The following is a 17,304-nucleotide window of genomic DNA, read 5'->3' on the forward strand; positions in this document are numbered from 1 at the left end:
GCAACTATGTCATCCCTACCCTCTGGCGATAAGGTGACGCCTTGGTATAAGCAGTTTTGGCCGTGGTTTTTAATCGGCATTCTGCTCTCATCCATTATGTTTAGTATTACCTTTGCCGTTATGTCGGTTAAAAGCTTCGATGGCATGGTTGTTCAGGAGGATTATTACAAGCATGGCAAAGCCATCAATATGGTGCTTGCCAAGCAAGACCGTGCCAGAGAGTTAAACCTAAGCGCAGATTTACGCCTTGATCCGCTTACCAGCGATATTGTGATTGATTTAAGCGGCGATGCGCGTCCCGACAAACTCTATTTGGATTTTATCTTCCCTACCGAAGATGATCGTGATCAATCCTTCGTACTTGAGCATGTCCGTGACGGCCGCTATATCACACAAGGCCCTGACAACCTGCGTTACCGCTGGTATCTGCAGATTCAGCCCGCGCTGGAAAATGCCGATTGGCGCCTTACCGGTGAAGCCACATTCCCCGATGAAGACAGCGTCACACTACTGCCGGGAGGACGCAAAGCAAGCGAATGAGCGACGTAACGACTGCCGCGCCCTGCTACCACTGTGGTAACCCGGTGCCCGCTGGGGCGCCCTGGTCGATTACCCTTGATGATCATGCCCATCCGCTCTGCTGCCCTGGCTGCGAAGCGGTGGCCCATGCCATCGTCGATGGGGGCCTTGAAAGCTACTACCGCTACCGTACCGAACTGCCCGAACGCCCTGATGAGCACCAGGCTGCCAAAGCCGATACCTGGTCGGTGTTTGACGACCCCGGACTTCAGGCACAGTTTGTTCACCCCGACGGCGATGAGGGCAACGTCAAAGCGACCCTCGCCATCGAAGGCATTACCTGTGCTGCCTGCGCCTGGCTGATCGAGCACCGCCTGAATGCCTTAACGGGAATTGCCACCAGCGCCGTGAACTTAACTCACCACCGCCTGCGGGTGAGCTGGGATCCTCAGCAGCTGAAGCTCTCGCAACTGCTGGCCGAACTGGCCGCGATTGGCTACGAGGCCCAGCCCTACGAGCCAGACCAGGCCCAGGCGCGCCTGCAGCATGAAGAGCGCATGAACGTACGTCGGCTGATTATTGCCGCCGTCGGCATGATGCAGGTGATGATGTTCTCGATCCCGATCTATGTCTCCGGCTCCGGTGAAATCAGCGAAGACTTCTACGCACTGTTCCACTGGCTCTCCTTTGCCCTGGCCACGCCAGTGGTGTTTTTCTCCGCCCAGCCGTTTTTCCGCAACGCCCTGCGCGACCTGCGCACCGGCGTACTGGGCATGGATGTGCCGGTGTCACTGGCAATCGGCGGGGCGTATCTTGCCAGCAGCTATGCGGTGCTGTTTGACGTGGGCGAGGTCTATTTTGACTCGGTGACCATGTTCACCTTCTTTTTGCTGTTTGGCCGCTACGTGGAGAGTCGCGCCAGGCGCCGCAGCGGGCATAGCGGCAATGCGCTGAGCGGCGTGCTGCCGATTTCGGCCACACGGCTGGACAGTGACGGCAGCGAGCGCATTTTGCCCGCCAGCGAACTCACTCCCGGCGATCGCGTATTGATCAAGCCCGGCCATGGCGTGCCTGCCGATGGCATCATCGAGGAGGGTGAATCGAGCCTGGACGAATCAATGCTGACCGGCGAATACCTACCAGTAACCCGCCGAGTGGGCGACCGCATTACCGGCGGTAGCCAAAACATGGAAAACCCGCTGGTGATAAGGGTTACCCACACAGGGCGCGATGCCCGTGTAGCGGGTATCGTCGATCTGACCGACCGTGCCTTTGCCAGCCGCCCACGGCTGGCCCAGATGGCTGCGCGCATGGCACACCTATTCGTGCTGCGCCTGCTGGTAGTAACGGCTTGCGTGACCCTCGCCTGGTGGTTTATCGACCCTTCACGGATGCTCTGGGTACTACTTTCGGTGCTAGTGGTGACCTGCCCCTGTGCCTTGGCGCTGGCCACTCCCGCGGCACTGGCAGCTGGTCATGGCCAACTGCGAAAGCGCGGCGTCTTGATCACCCGCGCCGATGCCATGGAGACGCTCTCTAACGTTACCCGGGTGATTTTTGATAAAACCGGCACCCTAACCCGCGGCGAAATGCACCTTACCCAAACCCAGCCCTTTGGTGAATTAACCGCCGAGCATGCACGGGCCATTGCCGCCGCCCTTGAAGCCCACTCGGAACACCCGATCGCCCGCGCCTTTCGGCCGTTCCGAGAGGCTACCCTGCAAGCCAAAGATATTCACAGCCACACCGGGCAAGGGCTCGAAGGGAGCCTAAACGGCGCTCGTTGGCGGTTGGGCAAGCCCGAATTTGCAATGGCTAGCGCAATAGATAGCGCCGTGGATAACGTCATGGCGGCGCCTGCCAAAGGCCAATGGCTGCTGCTTAGTGAAAACGGTGCACCCCGCGCCTGGTTTGGCCTGCACGATGGCGTTCGCGACGACGCTGCCGCCACGATCAAAGCCCTCCAGGCTCTGGGCTTAAGCGTGGAGCTGCTATCTGGTGACACCGAGGATGCAGTGGAAAGCCTGGCCGATCAGCTCAATATTGCCATCTGGCATGCGGGCACCAGCCCAGAAGGCAAGCTGGCCCGGATGAAAGAGCTTCAAGCCGCAGGCGAAACCGTGGCGATGATTGGTGACGGCATTAACGACGTGCCGGTGTTAGCCGGTGCCGATGTGGCGATTGCCATGAATGGCGCAACGGATCTAGCCCGCACTCGCGCCGACGCAGTGCTGCTCAGCCCACGTCTGATGCGGATTTTTGAGGCCATCGAGATTTCCCGCGCCACCCGGCGTATCATGCGCCAGAACATGATTTGGTCAGTGTGCTACAACTTTTCGGCGCTGCCGCTGGCGGCAATGGGTCTGGTGCCGCCCTGGCTAGCCGCAATTGGAATGTCGCTTAGCTCGCTAGTAGTGGTGGGTAATGCCCTGCGACTGTCGCGCTGGCGACCTCAGCCCGCGCCAACGCTAGACACTTCAACACCGGTGGCCGCATGACGATTCTTTATCTGCTGATCCCGCTTTCCCTGATTTTGCTGGGCCTCGCCGTCTGGGCGTTTTTCTGGGCGGTGAAAAATGATCAGTTCGATGACCTAGAAGGCCCAGCGCACCGCATTCTATTTGATGAGGATGAAAACGATCTTAGCCCTGAGCAGCGCCGCCAGCATCAGCAGGCAAAGCAAAAATCTTCCGAACCATCAGCGGCAGACACACCCGACGACCAAGAGCCTCGGCCATGAATCCAACGGGGCTTGATCTGCCGCCGCTAATGGCGGCGTTTGTGTTTGGCTTGATGGGCGGCGCCCACTGCATTGGTATGTGTGGCGGCATTATGAGCGCGCTCACCTTTGCAGTTCCCCCCAGCATGCGTCATCCGGCGCGCATGGGAGGCCTGCTGCTCAGCTACAACACAGGCCGCATTGTTAGCTATATGAGCGCAGGCACGCTGGTGGCACTGCTAGGCACGCTGTTTTCCCTTTCTGCTACGGCACGCCTGCTGCTGCAGATATTTGCCGCGCTGATGCTGATCTTAATGGCACTGTATATCGCCAACTGGTGGAAAGGGCTGCTCAAAGTGGAGGCCGTTGGCCGGCGACTATGGCGCTTTATCGAACCCGTGGGGCGTCGCTTGATGCCCGTAGTGCATATTCCCCAAGCCTTCGCCCTGGGAGCGCTCTGGGGCTGGCTCCCCTGCGGGTTGGTCTACTCCATGTTGGCCTGGAGCTTAGCGATTGCCGACCCGCTTCAGGGCGCTCTACTCATGGGCGCCTTTGGGCTTGGCACCCTACCTGCGCTGCTTGCCACTGGCCTGGCTGCCCGCCAGCTCAGCCATTTGATACGTCACCCCGCGACCCGCAGCGTGGCAGCGCTGACAATTATCGCTTTTGCGCTGTGGCAACTGTGGACACTTTCGGTACACAACCTCTAATAGCATGACGTGGCTCAACATTTACCTCCTCACCACGGGTTAGGCTAGCGGCATATCCTAACGTCGGAGCGCCCCTTCATGCCCGTTCATACCCCTGCTGCCTTGCCTCTTGCACCCGCTGCTGCCGCAGCCCCTATGCAGCCGGTGTGGGACGAAGCGTTACTGCGTCGCTACGACACCAACGGCCCACGCTACACCTCCTACCCAACAGCGCTATCGTTTCACGACCAATTTACCCCTGGCGACCTGACCCAGGCGCTGGAGCGTAGCAATGCCAGTAAGCGTCCGCTCTCGCTGTACGTTCATGTGCCCTTCTGCCGCAAGATCTGCTTCTACTGCGCGTGTAATAAAATCGCTACCAAAAACACTGCCCTTGCCGAGCCCTATATAGCCCGGCTTGACCGCGAGATGGTGCTGACCGCACGCCATTTGGATACATCACGACCGGTGGAGCAGTTGCATTGGGGCGGGGGCACGCCAACCTTTCTCAGCTTGAATCAGATGGGTGACCTGATTGATCGCCTGGACGCCCGTTTTGGTCTTTCGTCGTCTGCTGATCGCGATTACGCGATTGAAATAGATCCTCGCGAAGCGGATGTGTTTACGCTGCGCCATCTCGAATCCCTCGGCTTTAATCGCATCAGCTTGGGCGTTCAGGATTTAAGTCCACTGGTGCAAAAAGCGATTAATCGTATCCAGCCTCGGGTACTTACCGAAACGCTGATGGAGGAGGCGCATCGCCTGGGCTTTCGCTCGCTCAATCTCGACCTAATTTATGGCTTGCCATTTCAGACTGAAAAGAGCTTTGCCAACACCCTACGCCAGGTGATCGAGCTCAACCCGGCGCGCCTTTCTGTGTTTAATTACGCGCATATGCCCGAGCGTTTTGCCCCGCAGCGGCGCATTAATGTCGATGACTTGCCAGGCGGAGAAGAGAAGCTAGCGATTCTGCGCACCACCATCGAAATGCTCACCGCAGCTGGCTATGTGCATATCGGTATGGATCACTTTGCCCGCCCTGACGATAGCCTGGCTATTGCCCAGCGCGAAGGCTCGCTGCAGCGCAACTTCCAGGGCTACTCCAGCCATGCTCAGTGCGACTTAATCGGGCTTGGCGTATCGGCGATTTCCCGTATTGATGACGTCTATGCGCAGAATCCTAGCGATCTGGCCCGCTACGAAGCGGCGCTGGATCAGGGGCAGCTTGCCACCGTGCGTGGCATACGCTTAAGTGATGACGACCTGATCCGCCGGGATGTGATTGAGCGGCTGATGTGCGATATGGGCATTGACCTGGCCGCCGTTAGTCAACGCTGGAACATCGATGCCCCCCGCTACTTTGCGCCAGCGCTCGAGCGCCTGCAGAGCGCCGAACAGGATGGCCTGCTGACCCGCAGCGGTGATCAGCTTAACGCCACGCCGATGGGGCGGCTGCTGATTCGCCATATAGCGATGGCGTTTGATACCCACCTTTCCGGGCAAACGGGACAACGGTATTCTAAGATTGTTTAATCACCTTATTGCAGGCATGCTAAAGCGACTATAATAAGTAAGGATTTTCTAATTGATAAGTGTGACCCACTCAAGGAGCAACGCATGTTGGAACCCATGAGCCGTCGTCGCTCACTACTCCACGAAACTCGCTGCCAAACCTGCAGCTTGAGTTCTCTGTGCTTGCCGCTTGCCCTTGAGCTGGACGATATGGGGCAGTTCGACGCTATTATTCGTCGCCGTGCACCACTCAAAAAAGGCGAGCCGCTGTTTCGTCAGGGCGACACCTTTACCAGCGTTTACGCAGTCCGTTCGGGCAGTTTGAAACAGGTCACCGCCGAAGGTAACGGCAGCGAGCAGCTAACCAATTTCTACCTGCCTAGTGAATTGGTGGGGTTGGATGGCATTGACGAAGAGCATTACCCCGGTAGCGTTATCGCCCTGGAAACGACCACGGTCTGCGAGATTCCTTTTGACCGCCTGGATTTGCTCTCAGAAGAGATCCCTGAGCTACGTGGCCAGCTGTATCGGAGCATGAGCAAAGAGTTACGCGATGACCGACGCATGATGCGCCTACTCTCGCGCAAAACCGCCGATCAACGGCTGGCCACCTTTTTGATTACCCTTTCGGATCGTTTTCGTCGCCGGGGCTACTCGCCCTACAGCTTTCGCCTCTCAATGCCGAGGGCCGATATTGGCAACTACCTGGGCTTAGCGGTGGAAACCGTCAGCCGCATTTTAAGCCGCTTTCAGCAACAAAGCGTGGTGGCGGTTTCCGGGCGAGAGGTCAACATTCTCGATATGCCGCGCTTGATTACCCTCGCCGAAGAGGAAGAACAAACAGCTAGCTGACGTTAAAGGCTTGGATACGCCCCGCCAGTAGCTCTGCTTGCTTGGCCTCAAGGCCTTCAAAATCGAACAGGCTGCGGTCAGCCAACTGGGAAGGGGAAATGTTGGTGACAGCCTTGAACATGCTCTCCAGGCGGCCGGGAAACTTTTTGTCCCACTCGGCGAGCATCTCTTTGACCACCTGACGCTGCATATTAGGCTGGGAGCCGCACAGGTTGCAGGGAATGATTGGGAACTCCATCAGCCGCGAAAACTCAGCAATATCCGCTTCTTTGCAGTAGGCCAACGGCCGAATAACGATATTCTTCCCATCATCGGATAGCAGCTTTGGCGGCATCGCTTTCAGGTTGCCGCCAAAGAACATATTGAGAAACAGCGTTTCGAGAATATCTTCCCGGTGATGGCCCAGGGCTATCTTATTGGCGCCAATCTCTTCGGCAAAGCCATACAACGAGCCGCGCCGCAGCCGTGAACAAAGCGCGCAGGTAGTTTTACCTTCCGGGGTTTTCTCTTTTACCACCGAGTAAGTATCGCGCTCGACAATGTGGTACTCCACGCCCTGCTTATCCAGATACGCAGGCAATACGTGCTCGGGAAAACCCGGCTGTTTTTGATCCAGATTGACCGCTACCAGCGAAAAATTGACCGGCGCATTGCGCTGCAAATTGCGCAAAATCTCCAGCATCGTGTAGCTGTCCTTTCCACCGGAGAGGCAGACCATTACGCGATCACCTTCATTGATCATTTGGTAATCAATGATCGCATTGCCCACTTCTCGGCGCAGACGCTTTTGCAGCTTGTTAAATTCACGCTTCTGCTTCGCATCAGCCAGCTCAGGCTGGTCGTGCTCAGCGTTAGCTGGGGTGGCTCCAACCGTATCAAGGTGAGCAGGATCAAAGTGATCAAGAGATTGCATGGTATAAGCACTGCCGAGGGTATGGTGAAGAGAAGAGGCGCTACAAATAAATAATTGGGCGCTATTCTAACAACACTCTTCGCCTTGACCCAACTACTCGTCGCTCCTCCCTAAGCAGCCTGCGCCATAATACGCTGCAGGCGCATATACAGCAGTGCGCTGGCGGTGGCCTCTCCAAGCACACTCTGCTTGCCCATGACGGGTACTTGCCAGCATGCCAACGCCTGGGCGAAGCTGCTGGGCGCTTCGACCTCCGGGTGCAAACGGCGCAGTTGGCGCTGATGCAGTTTTGCCACATCGACCTGGGCGTTGGGCAGGGCAAAATTCAGCCGCTTACTGAGCAGTGCATTCAATGCTCCAATGCGCTTCTCTAACTGCCAGCCAACGATGGGCCGATTGCCGATAAATTCTACTAGCGCGCTCAAGTTATCACTGTTTGGTAGCAGTATCTCCCCCGCCTCGCACAGCAAGTGATGACGGCGCAGCGTTGCGCTCGCGGGCTGCTTCGCGCTGCCAAGGGTGATCACAAAAGCGCGGCTGGTATGCACCTGCTGATGGCTCAGCACCACTGCCGCCACGCTGATCACAGGTGATGATTGCGTGGGCGTTGCGGTGCAGGCGAGTGCCACCAGCTCTTCGCCCATATAGGGCTGAAACAGCCAGGCATAGGGGGAGTCTGCACAACGACGCCGGTCACTTTCACGCCTTAACAAGGTGCGCAGCGAGCCGCTAAATAGCGTCACATGTCGATCTAACAGCCGCATTCCGCTCACGAATACTCCAAATGGTAACGGTGGGAAAGCCGCTGCTTAAAGTCTTTGACAATATGCATCGCTTCGCGCAGCAGGTCGCGCTCCAGGGAAGAGAGGTTCTGCACCACGACACGGTTAGCGCGTCTGCTGCTTTGGGCGTTAGTTTCTTTCGCATCCGCAGAAGTTTCCAGCGTACTTAGCTGCTGCTTGAGGCGCAGCTCAGAAAAGAGCGCCAACGCTTCGCCCAGGTCATCGGCAAAACGGCGATCCAACCGGCCGTCAGTAACCAGGGCATCCAAGCGATCAAACGTCGAGGTGGCTTTGATGCGCCGCTCAAGCGCCATGGTGCGGACACCGTGCACGATAGGGAAAATACCGCCTTTCTTGATATCGATACCGTGCTGAGGCTTTTTCAGCGAACCAAACAGCGTCAGCGGCGTCGAAAAGCGCAGCGCCGTGCGGGCAAAATAGGAAAGCAGCAGCTCATCGCCCGAGCAGCGTTCAAACAGCTCATCGCGCACGCTCTCAAGCAAGCTCGGGTTGCCCGCCACGCCATGAGCATCGAGCATAATGGCCAGCTTCATCAGGCTATCGCCATCACGCTCCCTGGCCCACTTGGCAATATTACCTTTCCATTGGGATACCGTGGCCACCCACTCGGGGTTAGACACCATAATGTTGCCGGGGCACGGCGGGTAACCAAGCTGAATCAGGGTATCGGTGAGCGTTTGCATATGGCTGGCAAGATCAGGCCACTGGGTTTCATCGGCAAGAATCAAGCCGTTATCCTGATCCGTTTTTAGAATCTGCTCACCGCGCCCTTCGCTGCCCATCACCATCATGCAGCTCTGCTCGTGATAGCGCTTATCGACAGTGAACTCCCAGGCCTTGCTAATAATACGGCCGTTTAGTGCCGCAAGCAGATCCATCGCAAAGCGCAGCTTAACGCCCTGGGCCATCAGCGCTTTGACCAGCTCCGGGGTGCGCTGACTGGCAGCCGAAAGCGCCTCTAAGTTGGTCGCCTGCTCGATCTGCAGGCTCACCACATAGCTGCGGCTTGAGAAGTAGCTAAGCACGTCGGTGAGCTCTACAACGCCTTTCAAGACGTTTTGCTCCATCACTACCACCCGCGCCACTTTATGGCGGGTCATCAGCACCAATACTTCAAATAAGTACTGATCCGGTGCGACGGTCACCAAGTTAAAATGGGCGATCTTATCCACCGATGATGTTACCGCGCTGCCCTTTAGCACTAAGGCGTTGAGCAGATCGGTTTTGGTCACCATGCCGAGGGTGTCGTCCTGGGTCGACACCAGCAGGCTGTCGGCGTGACTTTCGTTGAGCTGTTTTACAGCGCTAGCGATATCGGTCGTCGCTGCCATCAGCAGTGGCGCACGCATGCACTCGCTTACCTTGGCCAGCATAAAGCCTGACATGGTGACGCCACCTTCGGCGCGCTTTTCGGTCATCAGGCGCGCCTTATGGGTCAGCGATTGGCGAAAAAAACTGCTGAAATCAGGATAGTGGCGACACAGCTGCTGAAACAGTGCTTTAGGCATTAGGTAACACAGGCACTCCTGTTCAGCCTTAAAGCGGTAGCGGCTTTTACCGTTGAGAATACTGATCGCGCCAAACAGGTCCCCTGCCGTGTAGTGACCAATACGCGCGGTAGATGAGGGCAATGTAGGATCGATTTCCGCCACTTCGCCTTTATGGATCAGATAAACGAACTCACCCGCTTGGCCAGTCTCTAAAATGATTTCGTCACGATCAAAATAGGCCAGGTCAATGCCACGACGAATGTGGTCACGCCCCTCATCGTCAAGGAGCGTAAACGGCAGTTGGGATAGATCCACATCGACCATGGCGTATGACCTCATTAAACGAGACTGCGACTAACCGTTTTTTGCCTAATGGCGAGCAAGCAGACATAAGAAATAACAAATAAACATCGTGATTCGATACTGACCCACATAAACTGACCTACTCCAGCGCTTCAAAAACGTTTATCGATTATTATATGAAGGTGGCTGTACGGGTATAAAGGATTCACTTCCCAAGTAGCAAGTAGAACGTTGTTATACCTTTAGCTATCACGCTAAAGTCGAAGCGACTTTTGATACACGACCAAAGTATCGACACTTACTAACCGTGCTTCCGGCAAAACCCAGGACATGTATTTAAAGTAGCCAATAACTGCTTTTATTTGCTCACTAGACTATCGTCCTATAGCTCTTCAAACGCCTACAAAATTCGCTTAAACAGCCTCTAAAAACTCGTATTTTCAATAACATGCATCTTACCAAAAGCCAATTCGTCGTTTATTGATACCAAAGTCTGGGATTTATTTTTTGACGTTTATTGCCCAGTATTAACAATGAGTCATGCAGGGTAATCGCACGTCACTAACTAACTCGACATTTCATATCGAATAATAAGGTGATGTGCTAACAGAAGCTGACTCACCACTCCTATCGATAGGGTGGCTTTAGACGTGCGATTGCCCTGATGGGTCACACGCTATTCCTCGTGAACTTTCCCAACCTTAAAAATCACAAGTGGAGAGCAACACAATGGCAGATGACAAAACCAACGCTGCTGAATACTGGAAAGCAAACGTCCGCTTAATTTTCGGATGCCTGGCTGTTTGGGCATTTGTTTCTTACGGATGCGCTATCCTTTTTCGCCCGCTGCTCGCCGGTATTCCGGTTGGCGGTACCGATCTTGGCTTCTGGTTTGCACAACAGGGCTCAATCCTAACGTTTATCGTGCTGATCTTCTTCTATGCCTGGAAGATGAACAAGCTCGATCAAAAATTTGGCCTTGGGGAGTAAGCCGGTATGAGCCAGTTTGCAATTAACTTACTGTTCGTCGGCGCCTCTTTTGCCTTGTATATAGGCATTGCGATTTGGGCGCGCGCCGGCTCAACGAAAGACTTCTATGTCGCGGGGGGCGGGGTTCACCCGATCACCAATGGCATGGCCACCGCAGCGGACTGGATGTCAGCTGCATCGTTCATTTCCATGGCGGGCCTGCTAGCCTCAGGCGGCTACGCCAACTCTACTTTCCTGATGGGCTGGACTGGTGGCTACGTTATCCTCGCGATGCTGCTAGCACCTTACCTGCGTAAGTTTGGTAAGTTCACCGTGCCTGACTTTATCGGCGACCGCTTCTACAGCAACACCGCTCGCTTAGTGGCTATCGTCTGCTTGATTGTGGCGTCGGTTACATACGTTATCGGTCAAATGACCGGTGCGGGCGTAGCGTTCTCTCGCTTCCTTGAAGTCAGCAACACCTGGGGTATTTGGTTAGCCGCGCTGATCGTTTTCCTCTACGCCGTATTTGGTGGTATGAAAGGCATTACCTATACCCAGGTAGCCCAGTACATCGTGCTAATCATCGCTTACACCATTCCTGCGGTGTTTATTGCCTTCCAACTAACCGGCAACCCGATTCCGATGTTCGGTATGTTCAGCACGCATACTGAATCCGGCATTCCGCTGCTGGCTAAATTGGATGACGTGGTTAGCGCACTTGGCTTCCGCGACTACACCGCCGATGTGGACAACAAACTCAACATGGTGCTGTTTACCCTGTCGCTGATGGTCGGTACTGCCGGTCTACCCCACGTTATCATTCGCTTCTTCACCGTCCCGAAAGTAGCCGATGCTCGCTGGTCTGCTGGCTGGGCGCTGGTGTTCATTGCCCTGCTTTACCTCACGGCTCCTGCGGTCGGTTCAATGGCACGTCTGAATCTGGCGACCACTGTGTACCCAGAGATGGCGGGGCAGGTTGAAAACTACGAAGAGGCTGCGCAAAACCCGATTCTGTACGAAGAACGCCCTGATTGGGTTCGTACATGGGAAGAAACAGGCCTTATCACCTTCAACGATCTCAACAATGACGGCCGTATCCAAATGTATAATGATGCTGCCGACTACTCTGATCGTGGCTGGGAAGGCAACGAGCTAACCGTCAATAATGACATACTGGTACTCGCCAACCCGGAAATTGCCAATCTTCCCGGCTGGGTTATTGGTTTGATTGCAGCGGGTGGTATCGCCGCAGCACTCTCGACAGCTGCAGGCTTGCTGCTGGCGATCTCGTCGGCGATCAGCCACGACTTGATCAAGACCATGATCAATCCCAAGATCACCGAGAAAGGCGAGATGTTGGCAGCGCGAATCTCCATGGGTGGTGCCATCCTGTTGGCCACTTACCTGGGGCTTAATCCGCCGGGGTTTGCAGCACAAACGGTGGCATTAGCCTTTGGTATCGCCGGTGCATCACTGTTCCCCGCGCTGATGATGGGTATCTTCTCCACGCGGATGAACAGCTCAGGAGCGGTCGCCGGTATGCTGGCGGGCTTGATTTGCACCCTGCTTTACATCTTTACCTACCTGGGCTGGTTCTTCGTGCCGGATACCAATATGCTGGCAAACACGCCGGATAACTGGATCTTTGGCATCTCGCCGCTCTCCTTCGGTGCCGTAGGCGCGATGATCAACTTCGCCGTTGCCTTTGCGGTTTCCAGAGTGACAGCTGCACCGCCGCAGGAAATTCAGGATCTGGTGGAAAGCGTTCGCTATCCGAAAGGTGCTGGCATGGCGATAGACCACTAAGTCATACTCCTTCCTGATGCGTTATCGCCATACGGCGATAACGCTTTGGAATCGACCTCATCATCGGGCTTCCTTAGGGAGGCCCGATGGCTTTTATAGATAGCTTTTATAGACGGCTTTTTGAAAGGATAAATTATGATTTGGCACTTGATCGCCGCCGTTTTTGCAGGCCTTGCGGCAGCCGGGATTGGCCTGATACTGCGCAATTTGAGCGGCAAACGTTTACCCAAATGGATAGTCCCGGTGTGTGGCGGACTGGGTATGCTGGGTTATCAAGTTCAGGTGGAGTACAGCTGGTTTGACCACAAGCAGGCACAACTGCCCGAGACCGCCACGGTCATTTCAACCGAAAGCAGCACGGCGGTATGGCGCCCATGGACTTTTGCCATTCCGATGATCACCAAATTCAGCATGGTGGATAGCGAGAACATCCGTATTACCGAGCAGGATGACACCCGTTTAGCGGAATTTATCCTTTATCAGTTTGAGCGCCATCACACCGATATTTTGATCACCCAGCCCTATCTACTCAACTGCGAGAGCCGTGAGCTAGTGCCCCTGGATAAAGACTCCCGCGACCCTATCCTCGAAGAGATACGCACGCTGCGCGAAACATCACCGCTACTCAACAACGTATGCGCCTAGACAAATAAACAGCCCGTGGTACAAACGGTCGTACACGACCCGTTGTTTCGCCTAGAATGAAGCCTTTTGACTGGCGCACGTTAAACACTCTGGCGGGGAGAAAGGCATGTTTCACGGCGGGCTACTGGTAGCGGTTTCGTTACTCTACATTGCCGTTCTATTTGGCATCGCTTGGTACGGTGATCGCCGCGCGCGTACCCACGGCGCCACCCGTCGGCGTCCGATCATCTATAGCTTGGCACTGGCCATTTACTGCACCTCGTGGACGTTTTACGGCGCGGTTGGCCAGGCAGCCACCGCGGGATGGTCGTTTGCGAGCATCTTCGTCGGACCGATTTTAACGTTTTTACTCTTCTGGCCGGTGCTGGCCAAAATGATCCGCGTTGCCAAACATCAAAACGTCACCTCGATTGCCGATTTTATTGCCTCCCGTTACGGCAAAACCCAGTCGCTGGCCGCCTTTGCCAGTCTGGTTGCCCTGGTCGGTACCCTGCCCTACATTGCCCTGCAGCTAAAAGCAGTTTCCACTACTTTTAGCGTTCTTACCGATGCCACCGATGTGACCCATACGCCGTTGTTTGGCGACACGGCCTTCTATGTGGCCATTGTGATGGCAATTTTCGCGATTCTATTCGGCACCCGCCACACCGATGCCACCGAACACCACGAAGGCTTAATCCACGCCGTGGCATTCGAATCGCTGGTCAAGCTGCTCGCCTTCGTGGTGCTTGGCGCCTTTGTTACCTGGGGTATGTTTGATGGCCTGGGTGAGCTGATGGGGCATGCCGAAAGCCAGCTCGAACTCCAGCGCCAGCTGGCCAACCAGGATTTTGGCCAAAGTTTCTGGGCCCAAACGCTGCTCGCGATGCTGGCGATTCTGTGTCTTCCCCGCCAGTTCCATGTGGCAGTGGTGGAAAACATTCACCCTGACGACGCCACGAAAGCGCGCTGGCTGTTTCCACTTTACCTGTTGGCCATTGCCTTTTTTGTGGTGCCCTTAGCCGCCGCTGGTCTGCTGCTGTTTTCCGAAAGCGGCGTAGAGCCCGATACCTACGTACTGGCTCTATCCATGGCCTCGGGCCACCAATGGTTAACGCTACTCACATTTATCGGCGGTTTCTCGGCGGCCACGGGCATGGTAATTGTCGCCGCCGTGGCCGTGTCGATCATGATCTCCAACGAAATCGTTATCCCGGCGCTGTTCCGGCTGCGCTGGTTTGATACCAAGGCACGGGATTATGGGCGCTTGGTGCTACGTGCGCGGCGTTTAACCATTGTTGCCGTACTGGCCATGGCCTACGGCTTCTACCAGCTGATTGCCGAATTTACCTCGCTGGCCTCGATTGGCATGCTCTCGTTTGCCGCTGCCTCGCAATTTGCCCCAGCGCTGATTGGCGGCCTCTACTGGAAGCGCGGCAACCGGCTTGGGGTGATTGTCGGTATGAATGCGGGCTTCGCCATCTGGGCCTATAGCCTGCTTATGCCCGCGATGATCAATGCTGGTGTGCTGCCGACTGGCTGGCTTGACGGCGGCCCGTTGGGGCTCAATTGGCTATCGCCCACGACGCTATTCGGCCTCAACTTAGGTGACAGCTTTACCCACGGAGTGATGCTGTCACTCGGGGTAAACCTGTTCTGCTACATTTTCGTTTCCCAAGTTACCTCACAGCGAGTGGTCGAGCGTATTCAGGCCTCACTGTTCGTGGATAGCGTGGAAACACGCCAGACCTCGGTCAACCGCCCCTGGACCGGGGCGACCACCGTGGGCGATTTAAAAGTCCTTTGTGAACGTTTTCTAGGCGCGGGCCAGGTCGATCGCGCCTTTGAAGACTACGCCCGCCGGGTGGGTAAACCGCTGGACGACGGCACTCGCGCCTCAATCGATATTATTCAGTTCACTGAACGCTTTCTGGCTTCAGTGCTTGGCGCTTCATCGGCACGCATCGTGGTCAACTCGGCACTTCAGGGGCGCGGTATCGGCATCTCGGATGTGATTTCGATTGTCGATGAAGCCTCCCAAGTGCTGGAGTTCAACCGGGCGCTGCTCCAGGCCACCATTGAAAACATTAACCAGGGCATCAGCGTGGTCGATCAGAACCTTCGCCTGGTGGTGTGGAACCAGCGCTACCTTGAGCTTTTCCGCTTCCCTGACCACCTGATTCGCGTTGGCGCCCCCATAGACCGTATCTTTCGCTATAACGCCCACAACGGCGAGTATGGTCCGGGTGACCCGGAAGAGCACGTGCAGCTACTGCTTGACAATATTCGCGAAGGCCAACCCCACCGCTATGTGCGCTACCGCCAGGACGGCAGCGTGCTGGAAGTGCAGGGCAACCCAATGCCTGGCGGCGGTTTTGTGTATACCTACCAGGATATTACCCAACAAAAGCGCATCGAAGAGGCTTTGATTCGCTCGGAAAACAATATCCGTATCTATACCGATAACGTGCCCGCGTTGATTGCCTACTTCGACAAAGAGTGCCGCTACCTATTTACTAACCGAGCCTACGAGCAGGCGTTCAATATTGACCGCAACGCGGTCATTGGTCGCCGCTTTGAAGATGTGCTGCCAATTAAGCAGGCGGAGGAGCGCGCGCCATGGGTCGCACGCGCCTTGAACGGCGAACGGGTCAGCTTTGAAGTCTCGCTGCGGGTGAATGAGGCCATGCGCTATATGCTGGTCACTTACACGCCGCACTTTGGTGACAGCCAGGCGATCCTGGGCTTCTTTGCGCTCTATCAGGATATTACCGAACGCCGTCAGGCTGAAATTGCCCTTAAAGAGACCAATGAAACCCTGGAAGAGCGCGTGCGTGAGCGTACCCAGGCGCTCTCTGAAGCCAACGCGGCGTTGCGCCAGGAGAACCGGGTACGCGCCGAGGCAGAGCTCGCCCTGCGCCAGGCTAAGCAGCTCGCAGAAGATGCCAACGCTTCCAAAACGCGCTTTTTGGCCGCGGCCAGCCACGACTTGCTGCAGCCGCTTAACGCGGCACGGCTATTTACCTCCGCGCTGATGCAGAACGTGACTACGACCGACACCCAGCGCATCGTTGGCCATATCGATAACTCGCTGCAGGCCGCCGAGGAACTGCTAAGCACCCTGCTGGATATCTCCAAGCTGGACGCAGGCGCCCTAACGCCCCGCCGCAGTCACTTTGCCCTAGCGGATATCTTCCGCCCGTTACGCGCCGAATTTGAGGTGATGGCGGACGATCGCGGATTAGATTTGGAAGTCGTGCCTACCCAGCTTTGGGTGGACTCAGATCCTCAAATGCTGCGCCGTATCGTACAAAACTTCTTATCCAATGCGATTCGCTACACTCAAGAGGGGCGCGTGCTGTTGGGCTGCCGTCGCCAAAACGGTTGGCTCTCTATTGAAGTTTGGGACAGCGGCCCTGGCATTCCCGAGTCTAAATTGAGCGAAATTTTTCAGGAATTCCGCCGATTGGATCAGGTCTCCCGCCACAAAGAGAGCGAGAAAGGGCTGGGGCTAGGACTCTCCATTGCCGACCGTATGAGCCGGGTGCTGGATCATCCTATCAAGGTACGCTCAACGGTAGGCAAAGGCGCGGTTTTCTCAGTCAGCGTACCGATTGTCACCGCCCACGAGTCAACCAGCACCGAGCTTGAGCCGCATGCGCGGCGCGGCAGCCATAAGCTGAGCGGTACGCGGATTGTATGCATCGACAACGAGACGCTGATTCTGGAAGGCATGACCGCCATGCTTAGCGGCTGGGGCTGCGAGGTGTTTACCGCCACCAGTATCGGCGGGGCCAAATCGATCCTACGCAATATGGATGGCGACCCTGACGCTATTCTGGCGGACTACCACCTGGATAACGAAGTCACCGGCTTAATGGCGCTGGAAGCACTCAGCGAACGTTTTGAGGGGGCGGTACCAGGGATTGTGATTACCGCTGACCGTACCGAAGCGGTGGCTGAAGAGATCAAGCGGGCGGGTTATCAACTGCTGCTGAAGCCCGTTAAACCGGCGGCACTACGGGCACTATTGACGCGCACGTTGCAGGCCAATCGGGCGGCGCGCTAAGCGCGCCGCGGTTAACACAGTCGTTGCTTGCTA

General features: G+C 56.0%; 13 protein-coding genes. 10 read left to right on the plus strand and 3 right to left on the minus strand.

Going from position 1 to position 17,304, the window contains the following annotated elements; genetic code table 11:
- The first annotated feature begins 6 nt into the window (after positions 1 to 6).
- From YERSI8AC_RS18430 to fnr, 6 genes are all read left to right on the plus strand, one after another.
- Complete coding sequence (locus YERSI8AC_RS18430) at positions 7 to 540, plus strand: FixH family protein (protein ID WP_009287410.1); 534 nt, start codon at positions 7 to 9, stop codon at positions 538 to 540.
- Positions 537 to 3,017, plus strand: coding sequence for a heavy metal translocating P-type ATPase (locus tag YERSI8AC_RS18435; protein ID WP_159177284.1), 2,481 nt, complete (start codon positions 537 to 539; stop codon positions 3,015 to 3,017). The genes YERSI8AC_RS18430 and YERSI8AC_RS18435 overlap by 4 nt, the downstream gene beginning before the upstream one ends.
- The gene (ccoS, locus tag YERSI8AC_RS18440) at positions 3,014 to 3,259 is read left to right on the plus strand and encodes a cbb3-type cytochrome oxidase assembly protein CcoS (RefSeq protein WP_022522224.1); all 246 of its coding nucleotides are present in this window, start codon (positions 3,014 to 3,016) and stop codon (positions 3,257 to 3,259) included. Before YERSI8AC_RS18435 ends, ccoS begins: the two co-directional genes overlap by 4 nt.
- Positions 3,256 to 3,948, plus strand: a complete 693-nt coding sequence (locus YERSI8AC_RS18445; RefSeq protein ID WP_159177285.1) for a sulfite exporter TauE/SafE family protein — start codon at positions 3,256 to 3,258, stop codon at positions 3,946 to 3,948. The genes ccoS and YERSI8AC_RS18445 overlap by 4 nt, the downstream gene beginning before the upstream one ends.
- A 78-nt stretch (positions 3,949 to 4,026) precedes the next feature.
- On the plus strand, positions 4,027 to 5,460 hold the full coding sequence (hemN, locus tag YERSI8AC_RS18450; RefSeq protein WP_159177286.1) for an oxygen-independent coproporphyrinogen III oxidase: 1,434 nt from the start codon (positions 4,027 to 4,029) through the stop codon (positions 5,458 to 5,460).
- An 84-nt stretch (positions 5,461 to 5,544) separates the two neighbouring features.
- Positions 5,545 to 6,291 carry a fumarate/nitrate reduction transcriptional regulator Fnr gene (gene fnr / locus YERSI8AC_RS18455; protein ID WP_159177287.1) on the plus strand — a complete coding sequence of 249 codons (747 nt, stop codon included), beginning with the start codon at positions 5,545 to 5,547 and terminating at the stop codon, positions 6,289 to 6,291.
- Here the strand turns inward: fnr and ttcA are convergent.
- The 3 genes from ttcA to YERSI8AC_RS18470 all read right to left on the minus strand — a co-directional run bounded on the left by ttcA (position 6,284) and on the right by YERSI8AC_RS18470 (position 9,821).
- Positions 6,284 to 7,204 (minus strand): tRNA 2-thiocytidine(32) synthetase TtcA, encoded by a 921-nt coding sequence (ttcA, locus tag YERSI8AC_RS18460; protein WP_159177288.1) that lies wholly within the window; start codon positions 7,202 to 7,204, stop codon positions 6,284 to 6,286. The two genes, fnr and ttcA, sit on opposite strands and share 8 nt — an antisense overlap.
- A gap of 110 nt (positions 7,205 to 7,314) precedes the next feature.
- A complete protein-coding gene (locus YERSI8AC_RS18465; RefSeq protein ID WP_159177956.1) occupies positions 7,315 to 7,968 on the minus strand; it encodes a DNA polymerase III subunit epsilon in 654 nt (217 codons plus the stop codon).
- 5 nt (positions 7,969 to 7,973) lie between these two features.
- Positions 7,974 to 9,821: a DUF294 nucleotidyltransferase-like domain-containing protein gene (locus YERSI8AC_RS18470; protein WP_159177289.1), complete on the minus strand. Its 1,848-nt coding sequence runs from the start codon at positions 9,819 to 9,821 to the stop codon at positions 7,974 to 7,976.
- A 708-nt stretch (positions 9,822 to 10,529) separates the two neighbouring features.
- Between YERSI8AC_RS18470 and YERSI8AC_RS18475 the strand changes: the two genes are divergently transcribed.
- From YERSI8AC_RS18475 to YERSI8AC_RS18490, 4 genes are all read left to right on the plus strand, one after another.
- Positions 10,530 to 10,790: a DUF4212 domain-containing protein gene (locus tag YERSI8AC_RS18475; protein WP_007113808.1), complete on the plus strand. Its 261-nt coding sequence runs from the start codon at positions 10,530 to 10,532 to the stop codon at positions 10,788 to 10,790.
- Between the two features lie 6 nt (positions 10,791 to 10,796).
- The gene (locus YERSI8AC_RS18480; protein ID WP_009287414.1) at positions 10,797 to 12,578 is read left to right on the plus strand and encodes a sodium:solute symporter family protein; all 1,782 of its coding nucleotides are present in this window, start codon (positions 10,797 to 10,799) and stop codon (positions 12,576 to 12,578) included.
- A 135-nt stretch (positions 12,579 to 12,713) separates the two neighbouring features.
- The gene (locus YERSI8AC_RS18485; protein WP_022522135.1) at positions 12,714 to 13,223 is read left to right on the plus strand and encodes a hypothetical protein; all 510 of its coding nucleotides are present in this window, start codon (positions 12,714 to 12,716) and stop codon (positions 13,221 to 13,223) included.
- Between the two features lie 106 nt (positions 13,224 to 13,329).
- Positions 13,330 to 17,271: a hybrid sensor histidine kinase/response regulator gene (locus YERSI8AC_RS18490; protein ID WP_027958145.1), complete on the plus strand. Its 3,942-nt coding sequence runs from the start codon at positions 13,330 to 13,332 to the stop codon at positions 17,269 to 17,271.
- Positions 17,272 to 17,304: the final 33 nt, after the last annotated feature.

Source organism: Halomonas sp. 113 (assembly GCF_904067645.1).
Classification (GTDB): domain Bacteria; phylum Pseudomonadota; class Gammaproteobacteria; order Pseudomonadales; family Halomonadaceae; genus Vreelandella; species Vreelandella titanicae.

Excerpts from the sequence above, each read along its gene's own strand:
- YERSI8AC_RS18430 (WP_009287410.1), top strand. The coding sequence starts at position 7 with ATGTCATCCCTACCCTCTGGCGATAAGGTGACGCCTTGGTATAAGCAG.
- YERSI8AC_RS18435 (WP_159177284.1), top strand. The coding sequence starts at position 537 with ATGAGCGACGTAACGACTGCCGCGCCCTGCTACCACTGTGGTAACCCG.
- ccoS (WP_022522224.1), top strand. The coding sequence starts at position 3,014 with ATGACGATTCTTTATCTGCTGATCCCGCTTTCCCTGATTTTGCTGGGC.
- YERSI8AC_RS18445 (WP_159177285.1), top strand. The coding sequence starts at position 3,256 with ATGAATCCAACGGGGCTTGATCTGCCGCCGCTAATGGCGGCGTTTGTG.
- hemN (WP_159177286.1), top strand. The coding sequence starts at position 4,027 with ATGCCCGTTCATACCCCTGCTGCCTTGCCTCTTGCACCCGCTGCTGCC.
- fnr (WP_159177287.1), top strand. The coding sequence starts at position 5,545 with ATGTTGGAACCCATGAGCCGTCGTCGCTCACTACTCCACGAAACTCGC.
- ttcA (WP_159177288.1), bottom strand. The coding sequence starts at position 7,204 with ATGCAATCTCTTGATCACTTTGATCCTGCTCACCTTGATACGGTTGGA.
- YERSI8AC_RS18465 (WP_159177956.1), bottom strand. The coding sequence starts at position 7,968 with ATGCGGCTGTTAGATCGACATGTGACGCTATTTAGCGGCTCGCTGCGC.
- YERSI8AC_RS18470 (WP_159177289.1), bottom strand. The coding sequence starts at position 9,821 with ATGGTCGATGTGGATCTATCCCAACTGCCGTTTACGCTCCTTGACGAT.
- YERSI8AC_RS18475 (WP_007113808.1), top strand. The coding sequence starts at position 10,530 with ATGGCAGATGACAAAACCAACGCTGCTGAATACTGGAAAGCAAACGTC.
- YERSI8AC_RS18480 (WP_009287414.1), top strand. The coding sequence starts at position 10,797 with ATGAGCCAGTTTGCAATTAACTTACTGTTCGTCGGCGCCTCTTTTGCC.
- YERSI8AC_RS18485 (WP_022522135.1), top strand. The coding sequence starts at position 12,714 with ATGATTTGGCACTTGATCGCCGCCGTTTTTGCAGGCCTTGCGGCAGCC.
- YERSI8AC_RS18490 (WP_027958145.1), top strand. The coding sequence starts at position 13,330 with ATGTTTCACGGCGGGCTACTGGTAGCGGTTTCGTTACTCTACATTGCC.